The organism is Pseudomonas arvensis (genome assembly GCF_056688935.1).
The window spans coordinates 3,058,570-3,078,912 of record NZ_CP162038.1 but is presented as its reverse complement, the minus strand read 5'-3'; the positions used below and the strand labels follow the sequence as shown (position 1 = coordinate 3,078,912).

Sequence of the window (20,343 nt, the reverse complement as noted above, 5' to 3'; positions counted from 1 at the left end):
GCCTATCTATTAATTCCCATATTCCACCAGATGCAAAAAGCCCCATCACAGTGGATGGGGCTTTTACTCGCCGCTTGCAGCTAAACGCTAGTCACCGCTCTTAAAACACCACGCCTTGGCTGCGCAGGTAGTCATCATAGGTGCCGCTGAAGTCGATCACGCCGTCGGCGCTCAACTCGATGATGCGGGTAGCCAGGGACGATACGAACTCGCGGTCGTGGCTGACAAAGATCAGCGTGCCCGGGTAGTTTTCCAGCGCCAGGTTCAGCGCCTCGATGGATTCCATGTCCAAGTGGTTGGTCGGTTCGTCCATGATCAGCACGTTCGGCTTTTGCAGGATCAGCTTGCCGAACAGCATGCGACCTTGCTCACCACCGGAGATGACCTTGACCGACTTGAGGATCTCGTCGTTGGAGAACAGCATGCGGCCCAGCGTTCCGCGAATCATCTGCTCGCCCTGAGTCCACTGGCCCATCCAGTCGAACAGCGTCACGTCGTCTTCGAAGTCGTGCGCGTGATCCTGGGCGTAGTAGCCCAGTTCTGCCGCGTCGGTCCACTTGATGCTGCCTGCGTCCGGGGTCAACTCGTTGACCAGGGTGCGCAACAGGGTGGTCTTGCCGATACCGTTCGGGCCGATGATCGCCACGCGCTCGCCGGCTTCAACCTGGAAGCTGAAGTCCTTGAACAGCGGCTTGCCGTCGAAACCCTTGGCCATTTTTTCGACCATGACAGCCTGGCGGTGCAGTTTCTTGTTCTGATCGAAACGGATGAACGGGCTCACACGGCTCGAAGGCTTGACCTCGGCCAGCTGGATCTTGTCGATCGCCTTGGCACGGGAAGTCGCCTGCTTGGCTTTCGAGGCGTTGGCCGAGAAGCGGCTGACGAAGGATTGCAGCTCGGAGATCTGCGCCTTCTTCTTGGCGTTGTCCGACAGCAGCTGCTCGCGGGACTGGGTCGCCACGGTCATGTACTCGTCGTAGTTGCCCGGGAACAGGCGCAGCTCGCCGTAGTCCAGGTCAGCCATGTGGGTGCACACGCTGTTCAGGAAGTGACGGTCGTGAGAGATGATGATCATCAGGCTGTTACGCTGGGTCAGGATGTTTTCCAGCCAGCGGATGGTGTTGATGTCCAAGTGGTTGGTCGGTTCGTCGAGCAACAGCACTTCAGGATCGGAGAACAACGCCTGGGCCAGCAAAACGCGCAGCTTCCAGCCTGGGGACACTTCGCTCATCGGGCCGAAGTGCTGTTCCAGGGGAATGCCCAGGCCCAGCAGCAGCTCGCCGGCACGGGACTCGGCGGTGTAGCCGTCCATCTCGGCGAACTCGGTTTCCAGCTCGGCCACGGCCATGCCATCGTCTTCGCTCATTTCCGGCAGCGAGTAGATACGGTCGCGCTCGGCCTTGACCTTCCACAGCTCCTCGTGGCCCATGATCACGGTGTCGAGCACGGTGAATTCTTCGTAGGCGAACTGGTCCTGGCGCAGTTTACCCAGGCGTACATTCGGCTCCAGCATGACCTGGCCGCCCGACGGGTCGAGATCGCCGCCGAGGATTTTCATGAAGGTCGACTTGCCGCAACCGTTGGCACCGATCAAACCATACCGGTTGCCGGCGCCGAACTTGACCGAGACGTTCTCAAAGAGCGGCTTGGCGCCGAACTGCATGGTGATGTTAGCTGTGGAGATCAATTACTTTACCTATCAATGGGTTGCGAGCGTGGCAGCAGGCGCCGTCAGGCATGCATCAACAGCGACATCAAGGCGCGAAACCCGGTCGCTGAGCAAAAAATGGGGATGTGTGTTGGAATTTGGCGCGCATTGTCGCATATGTGAGGCGACAGTTGTATGGCAGAGAACGACGGCTGTTCAGAGCCTTGTAAAGTCGGGCTCCACTCCTCGTGCAGGTCGGATGCCTGGCGGTATTTTTCGCCATTCGTCTAATGCCCGGCACTTGCACCGGCCTGCCGCCTCACATCATTAAGCGCGGATACCCCGAGCCTAAGAACGGAGAGCCAGCATGGACATCAATGAGAACGCCCCAGGCAATCTTTCACAGCAGGCCGTAACGCGCGGCACAGATAATGAGACAGGGCACGACCCGAGAAATGATGAGGACCATATCCCGCTACCGCCGGACGATGATGCACCGCTGGATGAGGACATGTCCGATGTCGATGCTGCCGATTCGGTCGCCAGCGAGCATCCCGACAACTGAACATGTGTAGAGCAAGGAACCCGGCCAGGCGCCGGGTTTTATGTATCCATCATGCAGCCGATGCATGAGTCGCAAAGTGCGGCTTCGCCAACGTCTCCGGCATCGCCACCCACAACAGCGCCAACGCGACACCCGCAACGCCGGCCAGGGTCAGGAAGGCCGCGTTGTAACCCGCCTGTTGCACCACGAACCCCGCCAGGCTGTTGCTCAATGCCGCGCCCAAGCCAAACACCGTGGACAGCGCGCCCAGGCTCACGTTGAAACGGCCGGTGCCTTGGGTCAGGTCTTTGACGATCACCGGGAACAGCGCGCCGAAGATCCCCGCGCCGATGCCGTCGAGCATTTGCACGGCCACCAGCCAATAGGGGTCGCTGGACAGGGTGTAGAGCACGCCACGCAGCGGCAGAATCATGAAGCCGAACATCAGCAGCGGCTTGCGCCCCCACACGTCAGCCTTGACGCCTACCAGCCAGGCAATCGGCACCATCACCAGTTGTGCGGCGACGATGCAGGCTGAAGTCAGCGGGGTGGCCATCTGCAGGTTGATTTGGGACAGCTTCTGGCTGACCAGCGGCAACATGGCGGCGTTGGCCAGGTGGAAGAGGGCGCAGCAAATGGCGAACAGCAGCAGCGGGCGGTTGGCCAGCAATACTTTCACGCCCGAGGGATGTTCGTGGTCGGTGGCATGGGCCGGATCGAAACCGCGGGCGACCTCGTGGTCGATGGCCTTGGCGGACACGCAACTGACCGCGACGATACTGGCCACCGCCATAAACGCCATCAGGTAGAACACCACGACCGGTCCATACAGGTAAGCCAAGCCACCGGCCAGCAGTGCGGCCACGGCGTTGCCGGCGTGGTTGAAGGTTTCATTGCGCCCGGTGCGGCGGGTAAAGGCGCGCGGGCCGGTGATCCCCAGCGAAATCGCGGAGATTGCCGGGGCAAACACGGACGCAGCGACGGCGCTGGCGGCCTGGGTCAAGGCCACCAGGCTGAACGCGCTGACGAAGGGCAGCACCAGGCAACTGGCAGTCACCAGGATGGCGGCGAGGGCAACCACGGCGCGCTTGCTGCGTGTGCGGTCAATCAGTGCACCGGCCGGGCCCTGGGTCAGCAGCGCGGCGATACCTGCCAGGGTCATGACCACGCCGATGCTGGCCGGGTCCCACTTGTGCACGGCCAGCAGGTAGATAGCCAGGTACGGGCCGAGGCCGTCCCGCACATCCGCCAGGAAGAAGTTCAGGCTGTCCAAAGACAGGGCATTACGCAGGTCGGAGTGGTTGGCCACGATGAAGGCTTCGCTGAGGCGGTGTTCAAGGGCTGAACACGCACTGCGTTAGTGACCTGCGGGGCGTGCGTTAAGTTTCGCCGGTTGCCCGGGGTTTTAATCTGCGGGCATCTGCCGTATTTTTTTTGCCCCGCCGTATGACTTATCTGGAGACGCAATGGACATGCCCTCAGCTCAACAGGCAATTGCCTGTAACAAGGACGCTTGGGATCAATCTGCCAGCCTGCATAAAACCACCGACACCTGGCACGCGATGCTCAAGCGTGTCGGCAATGCGGGTTTTTCCTGCCTGGACCCCACCATTACCGGGGTGCTGCAAGACATCGGTGTCGCCGGCAAGGACGTGGTGCAACTGTGCTGCAACAACGGTCGTGAAAGCTTGTCGCTGTTCGCCCTGAACGCACGCTCGGTAGTGGGGGTGGACCAATCCGCGGCGTTTCTCCAGCAGGCGCGTGAGCTTGCCGAGGTGTCGCCCCATGCGCCTGAATTTATCGAAAGCGATATCCACCACTTGCCGCAGCGTTTGCATGAGCGCTTCGACATCGCGCTGGTCACCATCGGCGTGCTCGGCTGGATGCCGGATGTGGCGCTGTTCATGCGCCATGCCGCCAGCACGCTGAAGCCCGGCGGGACGCTGGTGATGTATGAAACCCATCCGTTTCTCGAAGTGTTCGACCCCAGGGCGCAAAACCCGTTGTTGCCGGCCAGCTCGTACTTTCAGCGCGAGCCCTTTGTGCTGCAAGAGTCGATTGTCTATGAAGGCCAGGGCGCGGTAGCCGGGCCGACGTCGTACTGGTACGTGCACACCTTGGGCGACCTGGTGAACGCCGCGATTGGCGCCGACTTGCAGATCAGTCACTTGCAGGAATATGCACACTCCAATCGCGAAGAACTCTACGACCAGTACGAGCACCAGCCGGCGCAATTGCCGCTGTGCTTTACCCTGACCGCCACCAAACGGCCAGCCTGACCCGGTGGTTTCCAGGCAAAAAAAAGCCCGCGAAGACAGGCGGGCCAAGGGATTCACTGGAGTAGGTAGGCCTCACCTTATTGCGTTGAAAGTGAAGGCGTGGTGAAAACGCTGTCGCAATTTCGGATGGCCTACGGTTCAGGCGCGCCGTATGAAGCTGCGCATGGTCTGGCCTGCACCCGTCTTGAATGAGACTGGCCTGGGCATGCCTTCATCCGCCGCGATGAACACAAATGTATCGCCTTCGAGGCGGTAGCTGGCCGGCAGGTGTTTGCCGGCGTCTTCTCCGATGGAGTCCACCCAGGTGATGCTTTTGGGGACGGTAGTGCCGTCGAGGAAAAACTGGCCCTCCAGCAACACCTCACCACAGAGGGTCTTTACTTCGAAACGGTCGCCGGTGATTAGGGTAATTGCCCCCGGAGCACTGTGCGCATCGGGGGGGTTGAGTACGCCATTGTCCTCCAGCGAGGTTTGTTCCCAGGCTCCTTGGAGCGCTTGAACATCTGGGTCTGAAATGGCTGACATACAAATTCCTTTTTGCTGAAGGGTTAATTGCCGGCTGGCATGGAGGATGCTGGGTTTTTTTCCTGTCTTATGCGAAGCGCATGTAGGAACAGTCCTACTGTCTTTAGACAGCTTTTCACAATTCTTGGTTAACTTTTAGTTACAGAATATGGCTAAATAACTGTCAGTGGCCATGGAACTGCTTGTCATCAAGCCGCTCCTGGTGCCTGTCTGTGAATTGTGATTTCAGTTGCTGCTATCCATCCTCGGCCGTAGTGGGCACGCAGGAGCAGCCTATTCTCTACTGACGTGTGACGAAATCCCTTGAAACTGATCATTGTTGTCCTCTATGTCGCCTCCATTGCGTATGTACACCTGCGTGGCCGGGTTCGACACAAACTGGGTCGCCAACTGAGTGATCATTCGACCTTCCTGGCACCCATCAACTGTTTTCTGTATCTGTGCTCCAAACTGCCCGGCCGACCGTATCTTTCGACCAGCGATTTCCCCGACCTGAGCCCGCTGCAAGCGCATTGGGAGGAGATTCGTGAAGAGGGCCAGAACCTGATGCGAGCAGGGGCGATCAAGCGTTCCGACCAGTACGATGACGTCGGCTTCAACTCGTTTTTCAAGTCGGGCTGGAAGCGGTTCTACCTCAAGTGGTATGGCGACAGTCACCCGTCGGCAATGAAACTGTGCCCGCGTACCACCGAGTTGGTGCAGAGCATCGGTTCGATCAAGGCCGCGATGTTCGCCGAGCTGCCGCCGGGCTCCAAACTGGTGCGCCATCGCGATCCCTACGCCGGGTCCTACCGTTATCACCTGGGCCTGGATACGCCGAACGATCCGGGCTGCTACATCAACGTGGACGGGGAAAACTATTACTGGCGCGACGGTGAGCCGGTGATGTTCGACGAGACCTTTATCCACTACGCCGAAAACGTTACGCAGCAGAACCGCCTCATCCTGTTCTGCGATGTCGAGCGCCCGATGAAGTACCGCTGGGCGGCGGCGTTCAATCGCTGGTTCAGCCGCACGGTGATGGCGGCGGCGGGTTCGCCCAACGACTCGGGCGACAAGACCGGCGGGCTTAACCGCGCGTTTACGCAGCTGTACAAGATCCGCCTGCGCGGCAAAGCGCTAAAAAAACGCAACCGCACGCGTTATTACCTGGAAAAATGGGCAATGTTCGCGGCCTTGGCGCTGATCTTCGTGCTTATCTAAAGCTCGCTCCGGGCGCCTTCACTGCGGTGGCTGGGCGCCCAATTTGTGCCACATTTTCTTGCTGATCTTCTGCCGATGGGCATAACCCGCCCACGGGTCTTCCTTCAGCCCCTGCAAGCGTTGGTGCAGATTAGCCACCGTCCACTGCTGCGCGCCGCGCAATTGCGGCAATTCCTTGCGACTGACCGGCACCGACACCGGCAGCCCTGGGCGTGCCCGTACCGAATACGCCGCAACGGTGCTCGCGCCCCGTGCGTTGCGCAGGTAGTCGATAAAGATCTTGCCGACACGGTTTTTCGGCCCGGACGTGGCGGTAAAGCGCTCGGGCAATTGCTGGGTCATGAATTGGGCGATGGCCTTGGCGAACGCTTTTACCGTTTCCCAACCGTCCCGACGCGCCAGCGGCACTATCAGGTGCAGACCTTTGCCGCCGCTGGTTTTGACGAATGCTTCAAGGCCCAGATCGTCCAGTACCGACAAGGTCAGTTGCGCCGCTTCCAGCATGCTTTTCCAGGGCAGCGCCGGGTCCGGGTCGAGGTCGAGTACAAACAGGTCAGGGGTCTCGATCTTGTCCGAGGTGGCGCCCCAGGTATGGAATTCGACGCTACCCATTTGCACGGCGCCGACCAGGGCCTGGGTGCTGTCGATCTCCATCAGCCGCGCATGGCCGGGGTCCAGCGCGGCGTCCAGTTGCTTGATATGGGGAATCGCCAGGCGCTCTGAGTGTTTCTGGAAGAACTGCTCACCCTCGATGCCTTCCGGAGCCCTCAGCAAGGACACCGGGCGAAGGCGCAGGAAGGGCAGGATCCATTCGCTGATACCTTCATAGAACTGCGCCAACTCCTGCTTTTGCGTGCCGCTGTGTGGGTCGATCACCCGCTCAGGATGGGTGATCTTCAATACGCTGCTGGCTTTGGGGGCTTTCAAGGATTTGGACTCCTGCGGCTGCTCGTGCACGATCTGCGCGGCCGGCTTATCGCTGCGCATGCCCATAAAGGCGGCATGGCGCACCACACCTTCACGGGTCCACTCGGCAAACTGCACTTCGCCGACCAGCGTCGGCTCCACCCACTGCACGCCTCGCGCCTGGGCACTGGTCAAGGCGTTGTGCAACGGGGAGGTTGTGCGGGCCCGCGCCTTGAGCTGCGCGTAGATAGTGTCGAGCGAGGCCTGATCAAAACCGGTGCCCACGCGCCCGGCGTACCTCAGCCCGCTGTCGTCATTCACCGCCAGCAACAAGGCGCCAAAACCGCTGCGCGAACCCTGGGGGCGGGTATGCCCGACAATCACGAATTCCTGTCGCAACCGGCATTTGAGCTTGATCCAGTCGGCACTGCGCGTGGACGTGTAGGGGCTGCCCATGCGTTTGCCGATCACGCCTTCCAGGGCCAGGTTGCAGGCACTCTGCAAGATGTCCTGATGATGGGCAGTGAAGGCTTCGGAAAACCGCAGCAGTTTACTTTTGCTACCGGCCAGCGCGGCCTTGAGTTCGGCCCGGCGATCTTCCACGGGCGCCTGGCGCTGATCGCGGCCCTCCAGAAACGGCGCATCGAACAAGTAATAGACAAGGTCCAGGCTGCGGCCGCTGTCAAAGGCATTTTGCAGGGCCTGGAAGTCCGGTAACCCTTCAGGGTTGAGGCTGACCACTTCGCCATCCAGCCAACTGTCCGTGAGCTTGAGAGCGTGAAGGGCCTTGACCTGGCGGGGCAGGCGCTCGGTCCAGTCATGGCCGTTGCGGGTAAACAGCCGGACCTCGCCGTCGCGGATACGCGCCAGCATGCGGTAGCCGTCAAACTTGATTTCGTACTGCCAGTCGCCGTCGGGTGCGCGGTCTACCAGGGTTGCCAATTGCGGGGTGAATTGCTCAGGCACAGCAGTGGCTTTTTTTTGCTTGGTTTTCGCATTGGCCTTGGGGGGCGCGATGGAGGCATCGCTGAGCACGCTTCCCGGCTCGGCCTGCACGATGTCGTAGTCGGCAGCGGGGCGGGCCTGTTGGTCGTTCTCTTTGATCAGCAGCCATTGTTCCTTGTCCCCGCTGCCTTTCAAGCGGGTGCGCACCAGTGCCCAATCTCCCGAGAGTTTTTCGCCCACCAGCGTGAACTTGAGTTTGCCGGCGGCGTAGGCCTTGTGTGGGTCGTCATGGGGTTGCCAGACTCCACGGTCCCAGACAATCACATCGCCAGCACCATATTGACCGGCCGGGATGCTGCCTTCGAAACTGCCGTAGCCCAGTGGGTGGTCTTCGACGTGCACTGCCAGACGTTTCTGGCTGGGGTCGAGGCTGGGGCCCTTGGGCACGGCCCAGCTTTTGAGCACGCCGTCGAGTTCCAGGCGAAAGTCATAGTGCAGGTTGCGCGCGTCGTGCTTCTGGATCACAAATGACAGCGCCGACACCTTGCGCTTGCCGGTGGGCGCTTTGCCCGAAGGTTCTGCGGTGATCTTGAAATCACGCTTGCGGTTGTATTCATTCAGGGGCTTTGTCATGGGGTTCTCCGCGTGCTGGCGGGCTCAAGAGGCCTTTTTCTTGGTGGTTTTCTTCGCCGCCGGCTTACCGGCCAGGCTGCGCTTGAGCAGTTCGGTCAGGTCGATCACGTCGGCCGACTTGCGCTCTTCGCTGCCTTCCTGGGATTCCACGTCTTCGATCTTGCCGGCCTTGGCCTTCTTCGCCACCAGCGCCATGATTTTTTCCTGAAAGCTGTCGCGGTAGTCCTCCGGCTGCCAGTCGGCGCTCATGTCTTCCACCAGCCGCTTGGCCATGTCCAGCTCACCCTTGGCCAGGGACGGCTTGGTCACGTCGCTGCCCAGTTCCAGTTCATCCAGGCTGCGCACCTCGGCGGGCCAGCGCAGCATCACCAGCACCAGAGCCGAGTCCAGCGGCATCAGCGCCGCGAGGTGCTGCTTGGTGTGCAGCACCACATTGGCCAGGGCGACCTTGCGGGTTTTCTTGAGGGTTTCCCGTAGCAATGCGTAGACCTTGCCACCGCGTTTGTCCGGCGCGAGGAAGTAAGGCGTGTCGATGTTCTGCAAGGGGATCTGGTCGCTGGCGACAAAGGCGATGATGTCGATGGTCTGGGTGGATTTGGGGTGGGCCGCGCGAATCTCTTCTTCGCTGAGCACCACATAGCGACCCTTCTCGAACGCTACGCCCTTGACGATGTGCTCTTTGGTGACTTCCTTGCCAGTGGTCTTGTTGATGCGCTTGTAGCCCACCGGGTCCATGCTGCGTTTGTCCAACCAGTCGAAATCCACGCCCTGGGCGGACGTGGCCGAGACCAGTGACACCGGGATATGAACCAAACCGAAGCTGATGGCGCCTTTCCAGATGGCCCGTGGCATATGAGCGATTCCTTGATCAGAGACTGTATTCGGGTGACTCGCAGGCGCTGGAAAAAGTTTCCCCGGACAGATGCGCGGACAGATCGTGTTACACCTGATGAGGAAGTATTTAGTTACCAAAGCCGAACCCCAGGCGTAGCGTGGTATCGAACGCAGGTACTCCTCGCCCCAGAGAGGCTTTGTCATGATCACCCGAGTGCATCAACTTGTAGCGCTGGCGTTGGGCCTGGCACTTGCAGCCACCGCCCAGGCGCAGAACTTGCCTGGCAGCAACAGCACTAACAACGGCCCCATCCACCGGGCCAACCCCAACAGCATGCAGGGCACCCAGCCCAATGCGCCGGCGATTCGCGGCACCCAGACCGTGCCGACCCCGCGCACGCCGACCCTGGAAAACGGCGGCATCGGCAACCGCTATCCCCAACGCGAGGCCGCGCCCAGTCGCCCGGCCACCGAGACCAAAGCCCCCACATTTGATGCCAACGGCAATCGCCGGTAAGGACTTGTCTTATGTTTATACGCAAAACCCTGTTAGCCGTTATGTGCGCGACGACCCTGACCTCGGTTTGCGCCGCCGATTCGCAGCAATTCCCCAGTGAGCAAGGCAGCCTCAGCGTCACGGCGGTCGCCAAAGGCCTGGACCACCCCTGGGCCGTGGCGTTTCTGCCGGACCAGCAAGGTTTCCTGGTGACCGAACGCCCAGGCCATCTGCGGGTTGTCAGCCCGGATGGCAAGCTCTCGGCACCTCTGAGCGGGGTGCCTGAGGTGTGGGCCAAGGGGCAGGGCGGTTTACTCGATGTGGTGCTCTCGCCTGATTTCAAAGAGGACCGCACGGTCTACCTGTCGTACGCCGAAGGCGGCGGCGAAGGTGGTACGGCCGGCACGGTGGTGGGCCGTGGACGGTTGGCAGCGGACCTCAGCGGCCTGAGCGATTTCAAAGTCATCCTGCGCCAGGAGCCGAAGCTGTCCACCGGCAATCACTTCGGCTCGCGCCTGGCCTTTGACCAGAATGGCTACTTGTTCGTGACCCTGGGCGAAAACAATGACCGGCCCACCGCCCAGGATCTGGACAAGCTGCAGGGCAAGGTTGTTCGGATCTACCCCGATGGCCGCGTGCCGGATGACAACCCCTTCGTCGGTCAGCCGGGCGTACGGCCCGAGATCTGGTCCTACGGCCAACGCAACCCGCAGGGCCTGGCGCTGAATCCCTGGAGCGGCACGATCTGGGAAAACGAGCACGGGCCACGAGGCGGTGACGAGATCAACATCATCGAGCGGGGCAAAAACTACGGATGGCCCCTGGCAACCCACGGCATCAACTACTCCCTGACACCGATTCCGGAGGCCAAGGGCAAGACGGCGCAAGGCACCGTGGCGCCTCACCATGTGTGGGAGAAGTCACCGGGCATCAGTGGCATGGCGTTTTATGACAGCGACCGCTTCAAGGCGTGGCAGCACAACGTGTTCATCGGCGCGCTGGCCAGCCAGGAACTGATCCGGTTGCAGTTCGACGGCGACAAGGTCATCCATGAGGAGCGTTTGCTGGGCGGTTTGAAGGCGCGCATCCGCGACGTGCGGCAGGGGCCGGATGGCTACCTGTATGTGCTGACGGATGAAGACCGCGGCGTTCTTTACCGTGTCGGCCTGAATCAGGACTGAAGGGTGGCGCCCAGCCCCCACAGCCCTGCGTCGTTGTCGGTATCAGGCGATTGTATGACGCAATGAGGCTATTTTTGCGGTGGGCATGCCGCGTACTGTGACCCGTCATTAAGAAATGATGATCGCCTGACCCTCCAGTCAGTACGTTTAATGTCGATCACAGAGAATAAAAACAACGATGAATAGCCCGATTTCCAAGGATTCAAACGGCCAACTGGCGCAAGGCTTCAAGCCGCGCCATGTGACCATGCTCTCGATTGCCGGGATTATCGGGGCGGGGCTGTTTGTCGGCTCCGGCCATGCGATTGCGGCAGCGGGCCCGGCGGTGATGCTGGCCTATCTGTTTTCCGGGCTACTGGTGGTGCTGGTCATGCGCATGCTGGGGGAAATGGCCGTGGCCAATCCGGACACCGGCTCCTTCTCGACCTACGCCGACCAAGCCATCGGCCGCTGGGCCGGGTTTACCATTGGCTGGCTGTATTGGTGGTTCTGGGTGCTGGTGATTCCCATCGAAGCCCTGGCCGCCGGGCATATCCTCAATCAGTGGTTCCCGCAGATCGACGCTTGGCTGTTTGCCTTGTTGTCGATCTTTTTGCTGGTGATCACCAATTTGTTCAGCGTCTCCAAATACGGCGAGTTCGAGTTCTGGTTTGCCATGGCCAAGGTCATCGCGATCATCGGGTTTATCGGCCTGGGCGGTGCGGTGTTGATGGGCTGGATTCCCGAGCGCGAAGCCAGCGGTTTGAGCCGTCTGATGGAAGATCATGGCGGTTTCGCGCCCAACGGGCTGTCTGCGGTCGTCGGCGCCTTTATCACCATCATGTTCAGTTTTATCGGCACTGAAGCCGTCACCATTGCCGCCGCCGAGTCCAGTAACCCGGCGCAGAACATTGCCCGGGCGACCCGTTCGGTGATGTGGCGCATCGGTGTGTTCTATGTGCTGTCGATCTTTGTGGTGATTTCCGTGGTGCCCTGGAATGACCCGCTGTTGGCATCGGTCGGCTCTTATCAGCGCGCGCTGGAGCTGATGAACATACCCCACGCCAAATTGCTGGTGGACGTGGTGGTATTGATCGCCGTGGCCAGTTGCATGAACTCCTCGATCTACATTGCTTCGCGCATGCTGTATTCACTGGGCAAGCGTGGAGATGCGCCAACGCTGATGAAAAAAACCTCAGCCGCCAGTGTGCCAAGGGCCGCCGTGATCGCCAGTACGGTGCTTGGGGCAGGCGTGACCTTGCTCAGTTACTTCATGCCGGCGGGCCTGTTCCAGTTTCTGCTGGCCAGCTCGGGGGCCATTGCGTTGCTGGTGTACCTGGTGATTGCCGTATCGCAACTGCGCATGCGCAAGATCCTGCAAAGCCGAAACATCGCACTGACGTTCAAGATGTGGTTGTTTCCGTGGCTGACCTGGGTGGTGATCGTGTTCATTTGCGCGGCCTTGGCGGTGATGCTGTTGAGCCCCGAACATCGCCTTGAAGTGTCGTCGACCATCTGCCTGGCGTTGCTGATTTCCCTGGCCGGCGTGATCACGGCGCGGCAACCCGAGCGGGTGCAGAAACCGATAGCGGTCGCCTCGCGCCCATGGACATGATGCTGCACCTGATCGGCCGTGAGCATGGGCACGAGCTGTCGGCGGCCATCTCCGACATGTTCGTGTACGAGCGTATGCGCAATCAGCAAGACCATCAGCGCGTGCCCCTCAAGCACATGCTGGGCACCCAGCAACCGAAGCTGCAGGAAATCGTCGCGTTGATGGAGGCCAACCTGGAAGAGCCGATCAACCTGGATCAGTTGGCGGCATATGTGGACCTTTCACGCCGCCAGCTGGAGCGAATGTTCCAGAAATACCTGCACTGCTCACCGTCGCGCTACTACCTCAGGTTGCGGCTGATCCGCGCGCGTCAGTTGCTCAAGCAAACCCCCATCTCCATCGTCGAACTGGCGGTGCTCTGTGGCTTTGTGTCCACCCCTCACTTCTCCAAATGCTACCGCGAGTATTTTGGCGTGCCGATGCCCATGCCGATGAGTGCGTTGGATCAGGCACGGGGCGAGGCGACATTTGCCAGTGTTAAAAACCTGAAGTCCTGAGCGTTGTCGAGCGCCAGCCTTGCGTTAAAGGCTGACACATGACTCTGTGCTGTGCTTTACCCTCAAGTTTCCCGCTGCCCGGCCGATGAAAGATTTAGCGTTGCGAGCTTTCTCCCTCGATGTACGCCCATGCTTCAGACAGCCTCACCCATAACAATTAAAGAGGGTAGCCATGACCATTTTACAAAGGGTGATCGGGGGCTTTGCCGTGCTTGTGCTGTTGCTGCTGACAATGGCCGGGATCAGCTATCAAAGCACGCATTCCATCAGCGAGCGCCTGGGCATTATTACGGGCCAATCGGCGCCGTTGAGTCGGGCCGCCAGTGAGTTGTACGTGCACATCCTGCGCGCGAACCAGGCGTTGCTGGCCATACTGATCAGCAACGATCTCAAACAGATCGACGCTGGCAAGCAACCGTTCACTGACAGCGTTGACCAGTTCAATCGTTTACTCGAAAGCACCGCGGTGTATGTCGTCGACCGGGACGAGTTGAAGGCCAGTCTCGCTCAACAGCGTCAGTTAGTGAATGCCTACACCGAACAGGCGCAAGCCCTGATGGCCTCGCATCGTGAGCATGTGCAGCAGCTCGCGCTGACGCGTGTGCTGCAAGGTTACAGCAGTGGCCAGGGTTCGCAGTTGACGGGTTTCTTGCGTGACGAGATTGCCCGTGCACGCGGTGCCGGCGACAACCAACAGGTCGCGGCAGCTGAAAAGCTGCTGTTGGAAGTCAATAAATCCTATGACGGACTGGCCGCCCATGCCGCGACGCCCGCCATCGAGAACCTGCAACGGGTGCTGAACCTGCAGGACGAGGTCATCAGCACACGCCTGCAGGCGTTATTGGCCGTCGACCCCAGAGGTGGACGGATTGCCGCCGTGATGGTCAATCGTCTGCTCACGGACCTGACCGGAGCCGACGGTGTATTCCATGCCTACCAGGCAGAGGCAAAACTGGGCGCCCAGGTCATGCAGCAACGCAATACGGTGGAAGCTGCACTGCAATCGACCCTTGGCAAGATTGGCGAGTTTGGCAGCCAATCCCTTGAGGTCGCCAATCAGGCCCGGGACGCTGCCAACGCCACCATCGGCACCAGCCGCAGCCTGTTGTTGATCGCTTGTGTACTGGCGGTGCTCGCCGCTGTGCTGATCGGGCTCTGGGTGGCTTTCAGCCTGCGCCGGCCGCTGGCCGCGTTTCGCGAGGTGCTCAAGCAACTGACGGCGGGTGATATGCGCGTCAGTTTCGACGTCTCGCGCAAGGATGAGTTTGGAGAGCTGGGCGGTTACCTGAACGAGCTGACCATTGCCCTGCGCAAAACCTTCCGCGAGTTGATCAGCTCCGCCGATGCCCTGGCGACCACGGCAGACAACAATGCCCTGAACAGTGAGCAGACCACCCGCGTGGTCGATGAACAAAAAGACCGGCTGCAATCGGCGGCCTCGGCCATGACTGAAATGGAAAGCACCGTGGAAGAGGTTGCACGGCGCGCCCAGGACACCCGCAAGGCGGTGGATGACACCAGTGACCTCACAGATGAGGTGCAGGAGCGTGTGGCCGAGACCATCGACAATATCCGGCGTCAGGCGGAGCAAGTAAACAAAGCCACGGAGGTCACCGACGAGTTGCAGAAGTACGGCCACACTATCGAGGGCATCGTGGTTGCCATCCGTACCATCGCCGAACAGACCAACCTGCTGGCGCTCAATGCCGCCATCGAAGCCGCGCGTGCGGGCGAGCAGGGCCGAGGTTTTGCCGTGGTTGCCGACGAGGTGCGCTCCCTGGCGAGTCGCACCCAGTCCTCAACCAGCGAAATCCAGGACATGATCGGCCGGATGCAGGAAACGATTCACTCCGTCGTCCAGGTGATGAACGAAAGCCAGGCGCAATCGAGCCAATGCGTGACCCTTGCCTCCGGTGCGGGGCAACTGCTGCACTCGATGAGCGCGGCGGTGGGCACGATTCGCGACATGAATATTCAGATCGCCGCCGCCACCGAGCAGCAGAGCGCCACCGTCGCGGAGACCAGTCGCATGGTTATCCAGATCAATGACTCAGCACAGCAGACCGCGCAAGGTGCCGAAGAATCGGCCAGCAGCAGCCAGCGCCTGTCGAGCATGGCCAAAGTGCAGCGTGAATTGCTTCATCAATTCAGCGTTTGATCCTCAGGAGCAAGAAAATGAACGCATGGTTGAAATGTTTCCTGGGGTCGGCGCTGTTAACGACGGGCCTGGCCCAGGCGGCCACACCGCTGGTGGGCGTGGCCATGGCCAAGTACGACGATAATTTCCAGGCGTTGCTGCGCAATGGCGTGCAGCAAAAGTCAGCGGCGATGGATATCGATATCTTTATGGAGAATGGGCAGGACAATGCTGAACTGCAGATGCGGCAATTCCGCAACCTGATCCACTCCAAAGTCGACGCGATCATCGTGGCGGTGGTCGATGGCAAGAGCACGCCACAGATGATGCGCCTGGCGAGCGAAGCGAATATTCCACTGGTGTTCGTCAACCGTAATCCATCGCCCGAAAAGCTCACCGCCCGTGCGGCGTTTGTCGGTTCCAACGAACTGGAGTCAGGCACGTTGCAGATGGAAGAGTTGGCGCGCCGTGCCGGCTACAAGGGCAACGTGGTGATTTTGGTCGGCGACCCCGCCAATGCGTCCTCGCTGATGCGCACGGAGGACGTCGAAAAAGTCGTCGCCAAGTACCCGGACATGAAAATCGTGCAGAAAAAAGTCGCCAACTGGGAGCGCAGCCAGGCCGCCACGGTGGTCATGGACTGGGTGAAGCAAGGCGTCGACTTTTCGATTGTCGCCGCCAACAACGATGAGATGGCGATCGGCGCGATCATGGGCCTGGAGAAGGCGGGCAAACAGGCCAAGGATTACTGGGTCGGCGGCATCGACGGCACGTCGGATGGGCTCAAGCTCATGGCGGAGGGAAAAATGGCAGTCAGTGTGTTCCAGGATGCCGTGGGGCAGGCCAATGGCGCGGTTGAGGCCGCTGTTCATCTGGCGCGTGGCGAAGGGTTGGAGGCGCCGATTATCTGGGTGCCGTTCCAGCTGATTACCCCGGAGAATCGCCAGCAGTTCGAGTGACAGGGTGGCGGAGCAGGCGGTCAATGCGCTGGGCTGGGCTTGTGGCGACACGGATATGTTTGTTGGGACATCACCGGAAATAAGCGTTGGCCTGGCAGCGATACGTTGAATGATGCATTGAAGAGAAGTCAGCATAAGGGCGGATCCGAATCCCGACCGACCCAAGTCAATACGGTAGCAAGGTATCCCCAGCCTGACCGACTTGTGACCTGACTGGAAATCGGTCACGAGTTGTCAACTGTGACTTGGATCCGTAAGCTACAGGCATGAACCAGCCATCCATTTTCTCGCCCGGCGTTCGGGGCCCAGCCGATCATGACATTCGAGATCAGATTGTCGCGGCGGCCAACGAACATTTCAGCCAGTACGGTTACAGCAAAACCACGGTTTCCGACCTGGCCAAGGCCATTGGATTTTCCAAGGCTTACATCTACAAGTTCTTCGATTCCAAACAAGCGATCGGCGAAGCCATCTGCTCAAATTGCCTGGCGGAAATCGTTGCGGCGGTTGAACAGGCCATCAGTGTCGATGATATTTCGTCGACGGAGCGCTTTCGACGCTTGGTCAGGACCTTGATCTCCACGGGTGCGAGCCTGTTCTTTAACGATCGAAAGCTCTATGACATTGCCGCTCTTGCGGCGTCAGAAAGCTGGCCGAGTACACAACATTACGACGCACAGATTAAACGTTTCGTTTTGCATATCGTGCGTGAAGGGCGGGAAAGCGGCGAATTTGAACGCAAGACTCCATTGGATGAGACGGTAGATTCCATCCATTTTGCGCTGCGACCTTTCGTCAACCCGTTGCTGCTGCAATACAATCTTGACTTCGTAGAGACAGCACCCACGCTCACCTCGAACCTGATATTGCGTAGCCTCATGCCGTGATTCCAGGCTGCGCAGCCTTCATGTGAACGTCGAAAAAATACCTTTTCAGTTTCAGCCATTGCATCGAGCAGCGGCGTACACGCTTTTGCCTGGATTGTGACCATTGACATAAATGGTCACATGACTAAACATGACTCCCCAGCTTTGGCGGCATCGCTATGATTCAGCGCCTCTCTGTTACTTGCGCGGCGACCGCCGGGTTCTTTCGGTGACCATGAAGAGTTCCAATAATGAAAAAAAACTTGCTCAAACGTCCACTTGGACTGGCTGTCGTGCTTGCTTCTTCTAACGTGCTGGCGAGCGGTTTTGCGCTCAACGAACAAAGCATCAGCGGGATGGGCTCCGGGTTTGCCGGTCGCTCTTCTTCGGCTGAAGATGCGAGCACGGTCTTCGGTAATCCGGCGGGTATGGCTCGCTTGAAAAGCGAGCAGGTCAGCGTGGGTGGCGCGATGCTTTTCGCGAAGTCGGATATAAGCCAGACGCGCAGTACATTCGGCGGTCAGGAAGACGGCGACATGGTGCCAGTGACCACGGTACCGATGGGGTACTACGTGAAGCCTATTGATGAGCATTGGGCATTCGGTGTGGGGTTCTATGTGCCGTTTGGTCTGATGACCGATTACGGCAGCGATTTTGCCGGCCGTTACTATGCCAACAAAAGTGAAGTCACGACCCTTACGTTTCAGCCCACCGTCAGCTATGCCTTTAACGATAAAGTATCGATCGGGTTTGGTCCTACCATCAACCGCATCAGCGGCGAGCTGTCCGGGATGGTGCCCAATCCGCTGAGCCCCGGCCGCAATGACGGCAAACTCAAAAGTACAGGGGATGACACGGCTCTGGGTTTCAACGTCGGTATCTTGGTGCAGGCTACAGACCGCACCCGTCTGGGGATGACTTACCATTCCAAGGTCAGCTACCGCCTGGATGCCAAGACCAAGGTCACTGACGGTCTCTTTAGCGTGCTGGGGGTGAGTGGTCGCAGCTATGACGCTTCGCTGGAAGTGGATACTCCAGAGTCCGTGGACATGTCGTTGACTCATCAACTGGATGATGACTGGACCCTATACGCTGGGAGTACCTGGACGCGGTGGAGTCGCTTCAAGGAATTGACCAGCGAGACCAAAGGCTTGCCTCCTTTGTTGAGTGCTCAACTGGGTTCCGTCACCGAAGAACAGAACTGGCATGATACGTGGGCTCACGCGATCGGCGCGGCGTACAAGTTAAATGATCAGTGGGTGCTTCGTTCCGGCTTCTCGGTCGATCAGTCGCCCACCAATAACACCGATCGAGGGCCGCGCATTCCTACGGGCGACCGGAAAGTGTTCAGCGTCGGCGCAGGCTGGACCCCCGCAAACAACTTCACAATTGATGTTGCCTACTCTTATCTGTGGGAAGAGAGTGTTCAGATCAATCACGTCTCTGCGACCAGGGGCGCATACAGTTCCAAGTATAAAAACAGCGCGAGCGGTCTTGGAGCCTCTGTCAGTTATCGGTTCTGATTGGCTGCTGTTCCACACGCGGCCCTGCCGTACGGCAGGGCCCGTAGTTTATCGAGTCGCCACACGCTGGGACTCAGGCGCTTGCCAGCCACCGCCGAGCGCTCTGAAGGCGGCGACCGCCGCCCGTGCCGATTCGGTTCGAGCTTGTGCGCGAGCATCGGACGAGCGCAGCAGGATCTCGTCGGCGTGCAGCACATCGATCAGGCTGACTGTGCCGTTTTGATAGGCTGTGAACGACGATTGGCGGGCCTGTGTCAGGGCGTCCTCGCCTGCGGTGAGAGTTGTGGCTTGAACTTCCCGATTCACCAGGGCGGAGAAGGCGTTTTCGACATCCTTAGTGGCGCGCAAGACAGACTGGCGGTAAGCGGCCAGTGCTTCGGCTTCCTGCCCCTTTGCCTGGTCAATCTGTGCGTTTATGCGACCGAAGTCGAAGAGCCTCCAGCGCAGGCCCAAGACGCCTGCCGACTGGCTGGCACCGCCGGTAAACAGGTTGCCGCCGGATACGGCCGTGGCACTGCCGAGCAATGCGCTCAGTGAAAACTTCGGGTAGTACTCAGCGGCGGCCGCACCGATGCGTGCATTGGAGGCCGCGAGGCGGCGCTCAGCCACAATCAGATCTGGCCGGCGGCGCAGCAAATCGGCGGGTGTTCCAGTGTCGTTCAGTTGTGGTGCCAGAGGAATCGTGCCCTGACTTGCCAATTGCGTTCGATGCGTGCCTGGAGGTGTGCCGAGGATCACATCGAGTGCGTTAATGGCGGCATCCAAGCCAGTTTGCAGAGCCGGTACTGTCGCCTGGACTTGCAACAGCGCGCCTTCCGTTTGGCGAACCTCATAGCTGGCGGCGAGGCCTTTACCATAGAGCAGTTGGACTTTTTCCAGCAATTGCTCCTGCGTTTTGACTTGTCGGTTTGCGATGTCCAGCCGGGCCTGCAATCCACGTACCGTGATGTAGATATCAGCCGTCTGCGCAGCGATGGCCAGGCGTGTGGCGGCAGCGCCAGCCTCGAAGGCCTGGTACTCGGCCAGTGCGGCCTCGCGCCCGCGTCGCAGGCCGCCAAACACATCCACCTCCCAGCTCGCATCAAGGTTGAGCTCGTAGGAACTTCCGTATCGATCAAAGCCAGGGGTTGAATTCAACACCTGGCCCAGTGGCGTCTCGATTGACTGATAGGAACGCGCAGCCTGACCACTGATGTTTCCCGAGGGCAGTAAAGCGGCATTGGCGGCGCCCAGTCCTGCGCGCGCTTGTGTGACTCGCGCCGCCGCTTGTGCCAGGTCCAGGTTCTGCGCAAGGGCTTTAGAGACGAAGTCGGCCAACTGTGGATCACCAAAGCCTTCCCACCACGCGGCAAGACTCGCCTGCGGCGCACCAGGCCGTTGTTCAACAGCGGCCTGGCCCATATATGCACCGGAAAGCGGCGCGTCAGGACGCTGATAGTCCGGACCGACCGCGCAACCTGCTATCAGGCTGGCGCTCACCAAAAGAGCGAGGGGGTGAAGGGAGGGCATTGAGATTCCTTGAATCGAATGTTGGATGTGACCATGTTACGTCATGGTCACTATCTGTCAATTG

16 protein-coding genes and 2 pseudogenes are annotated in these 20,343 nt (G+C 59.8%); 12 read left to right on the top strand and 6 right to left on the bottom strand.

The features are described from left to right. Positions 1-100 precede the first annotated feature (100 nt). A complete protein-coding gene (locus AB3G88_RS13745; RefSeq protein WP_081797888.1) occupies positions 101-1,687 on the bottom strand; it encodes an ABC-F family ATPase in 1,587 nt (528 codons plus the stop codon). Between the two features lie 328 nt (positions 1,688-2,015). Here AB3G88_RS13745 and AB3G88_RS13740 point away from each other — a divergent pair, with 328 nt between their 5' ends. Then, on the top strand, positions 2,016-2,213 hold the full coding sequence (locus tag AB3G88_RS13740) for a hypothetical protein (protein ID WP_099583126.1): 198 nt from the start codon (positions 2,016-2,018) through the stop codon (positions 2,211-2,213). A 49-nt stretch (positions 2,214-2,262) separates the two neighbouring features. Here AB3G88_RS13740 and AB3G88_RS13735 read toward each other — a convergent pair whose 3' ends face one another. Next, positions 2,263-3,501: an MFS transporter gene (locus tag AB3G88_RS13735; RefSeq protein ID WP_480454377.1), complete on the bottom strand. Its 1,239-nt coding sequence runs from the start codon at positions 3,499-3,501 to the stop codon at positions 2,263-2,265. A gap of 157 nt (positions 3,502-3,658) precedes the next feature. Here AB3G88_RS13735 and AB3G88_RS13730 point away from each other — a divergent pair, with 157 nt between their 5' ends. Next, on the top strand, positions 3,659-4,471 hold the full coding sequence (locus AB3G88_RS13730; protein WP_480454376.1) for a class I SAM-dependent methyltransferase: 813 nt from the start codon (positions 3,659-3,661) through the stop codon (positions 4,469-4,471). A gap of 138 nt (positions 4,472-4,609) precedes the next feature. Here AB3G88_RS13730 and AB3G88_RS13725 read toward each other — a convergent pair whose 3' ends face one another. Continuing rightward, the gene (locus AB3G88_RS13725) at positions 4,610-4,996 is read right to left on the bottom strand and encodes a TIGR03067 domain-containing protein (protein WP_191958390.1); all 387 of its coding nucleotides are present in this window, start codon (positions 4,994-4,996) and stop codon (positions 4,610-4,612) included. 303 nt (positions 4,997-5,299) lie between these two features. On the opposite strand from AB3G88_RS13725, the gene lpxO reads away from it, so the two are divergent. Then, entirely contained in the window at positions 5,300-6,199 is a 900-nt protein-coding gene (lpxO, locus tag AB3G88_RS13720; protein WP_480454374.1) for a lipid A hydroxylase LpxO, read from the top strand. A gap of 18 nt (positions 6,200-6,217) precedes the next feature. Here lpxO and ligD read toward each other — a convergent pair whose 3' ends face one another. Together ligD and ku are read right to left on the bottom strand one after the other, a co-directional pair. Further along, a complete protein-coding gene (ligD, locus tag AB3G88_RS13715) occupies positions 6,218-8,683 on the bottom strand; it encodes a DNA ligase D (protein ID WP_480454373.1) in 2,466 nt (821 codons plus the stop codon). Between the two features lie 24 nt (positions 8,684-8,707). Beyond that, the gene (gene ku / locus AB3G88_RS13710) at positions 8,708-9,535 is read right to left on the bottom strand and encodes a non-homologous end joining protein Ku (protein WP_099583120.1); all 828 of its coding nucleotides are present in this window, start codon (positions 9,533-9,535) and stop codon (positions 8,708-8,710) included. A gap of 184 nt (positions 9,536-9,719) precedes the next feature. Here ku and AB3G88_RS13705 point away from each other — a divergent pair, with 184 nt between their 5' ends. From AB3G88_RS13705 to AB3G88_RS13665, 9 genes and pseudogenes are all read left to right on the top strand, one after another. After that, positions 9,720-10,034, top strand: coding sequence for a hypothetical protein (locus tag AB3G88_RS13705; RefSeq protein WP_480454372.1), 315 nt, complete (start codon positions 9,720-9,722; stop codon positions 10,032-10,034). Between the two features lie 11 nt (positions 10,035-10,045). Next, on the top strand, positions 10,046-11,194 hold the full coding sequence (locus AB3G88_RS13700; protein ID WP_480454371.1) for a PQQ-dependent sugar dehydrogenase: 1,149 nt from the start codon (positions 10,046-10,048) through the stop codon (positions 11,192-11,194). A 178-nt stretch (positions 11,195-11,372) separates the two neighbouring features. Continuing rightward, positions 11,373-12,788 carry a GABA permease gene (gene gabP / locus AB3G88_RS13695; RefSeq protein WP_480454369.1) on the top strand — a complete coding sequence of 472 codons (1,416 nt, stop codon included), beginning with the start codon at positions 11,373-11,375 and terminating at the stop codon, positions 12,786-12,788. After that, positions 12,755-13,285 (top strand): annotated as a pseudogene (locus AB3G88_RS13690) (GlxA family transcriptional regulator); the annotation flags it as partial. The gene gabP and the pseudogene AB3G88_RS13690, both read left to right, overlap by 34 nt. A 172-nt stretch (positions 13,286-13,457) precedes the next feature. After that, a pseudogene (locus AB3G88_RS13685) lies at positions 13,458-14,585 on the top strand (HAMP domain-containing protein); the annotation flags it as partial. A 144-nt stretch (positions 14,586-14,729) separates the two neighbouring features. After that, positions 14,730-15,443: a methyl-accepting chemotaxis protein gene (locus tag AB3G88_RS13680; protein WP_371926557.1), complete on the top strand. Its 714-nt coding sequence runs from the start codon at positions 14,730-14,732 to the stop codon at positions 15,441-15,443. 17 nt (positions 15,444-15,460) lie between these two features. After that, positions 15,461-16,381 (top strand): substrate-binding domain-containing protein, encoded by a 921-nt coding sequence (locus tag AB3G88_RS13675; RefSeq protein WP_112195402.1) that lies wholly within the window; start codon positions 15,461-15,463, stop codon positions 16,379-16,381. A 266-nt stretch (positions 16,382-16,647) separates the two neighbouring features. Next, on the top strand, positions 16,648-17,268 hold the full coding sequence (locus AB3G88_RS13670) for a TetR/AcrR family transcriptional regulator (protein ID WP_099583113.1): 621 nt from the start codon (positions 16,648-16,650) through the stop codon (positions 17,266-17,268). A gap of 230 nt (positions 17,269-17,498) precedes the next feature. Continuing rightward, positions 17,499-18,770, top strand: coding sequence for an OmpP1/FadL family transporter (locus tag AB3G88_RS13665; protein ID WP_400524303.1), 1,272 nt, complete (start codon positions 17,499-17,501; stop codon positions 18,768-18,770). 48 nt (positions 18,771-18,818) lie between these two features. Here AB3G88_RS13665 and AB3G88_RS13660 read toward each other — a convergent pair whose 3' ends face one another. After that, on the bottom strand, positions 18,819-20,279 hold the full coding sequence (locus tag AB3G88_RS13660) for an efflux transporter outer membrane subunit (protein ID WP_480454368.1): 1,461 nt from the start codon (positions 20,277-20,279) through the stop codon (positions 18,819-18,821). Positions 20,280-20,343 lie beyond the last annotated feature (64 nt).

Excerpts from the sequence above, each read along its gene's own strand:
- AB3G88_RS13740 (WP_099583126.1), top strand. The coding sequence starts at position 2,016 with ATGGACATCAATGAGAACGCCCCAGGCAATCTTTCACAGCAGGCCGTA.
- AB3G88_RS13730 (WP_480454376.1), top strand. The coding sequence starts at position 3,659 with ATGGACATGCCCTCAGCTCAACAGGCAATTGCCTGTAACAAGGACGCT.
- AB3G88_RS13725 (WP_191958390.1), bottom strand. The coding sequence starts at position 4,996 with ATGTCAGCCATTTCAGACCCAGATGTTCAAGCGCTCCAAGGAGCCTGG.
- ligD (WP_480454373.1), bottom strand. The coding sequence starts at position 8,683 with ATGACAAAGCCCCTGAATGAATACAACCGCAAGCGTGATTTCAAGATC.
- ku (WP_099583120.1), bottom strand. The coding sequence starts at position 9,535 with ATGCCACGGGCCATCTGGAAAGGCGCCATCAGCTTCGGTTTGGTTCAT.
- AB3G88_RS13705 (WP_480454372.1), top strand. The coding sequence starts at position 9,720 with ATGATCACCCGAGTGCATCAACTTGTAGCGCTGGCGTTGGGCCTGGCA.
- AB3G88_RS13700 (WP_480454371.1), top strand. The coding sequence starts at position 10,046 with ATGTTTATACGCAAAACCCTGTTAGCCGTTATGTGCGCGACGACCCTG.
- gabP (WP_480454369.1), top strand. The coding sequence starts at position 11,373 with ATGAATAGCCCGATTTCCAAGGATTCAAACGGCCAACTGGCGCAAGGC.
- AB3G88_RS13680 (WP_371926557.1), top strand. The coding sequence starts at position 14,730 with ATGACTGAAATGGAAAGCACCGTGGAAGAGGTTGCACGGCGCGCCCAG.
- AB3G88_RS13675 (WP_112195402.1), top strand. The coding sequence starts at position 15,461 with ATGAACGCATGGTTGAAATGTTTCCTGGGGTCGGCGCTGTTAACGACG.
- AB3G88_RS13670 (WP_099583113.1), top strand. The coding sequence starts at position 16,648 with ATGAACCAGCCATCCATTTTCTCGCCCGGCGTTCGGGGCCCAGCCGAT.
- AB3G88_RS13665 (WP_400524303.1), top strand. The coding sequence starts at position 17,499 with ATGAAAAAAAACTTGCTCAAACGTCCACTTGGACTGGCTGTCGTGCTT.
- AB3G88_RS13660 (WP_480454368.1), bottom strand. The coding sequence starts at position 20,279 with ATGCCCTCCCTTCACCCCCTCGCTCTTTTGGTGAGCGCCAGCCTGATA.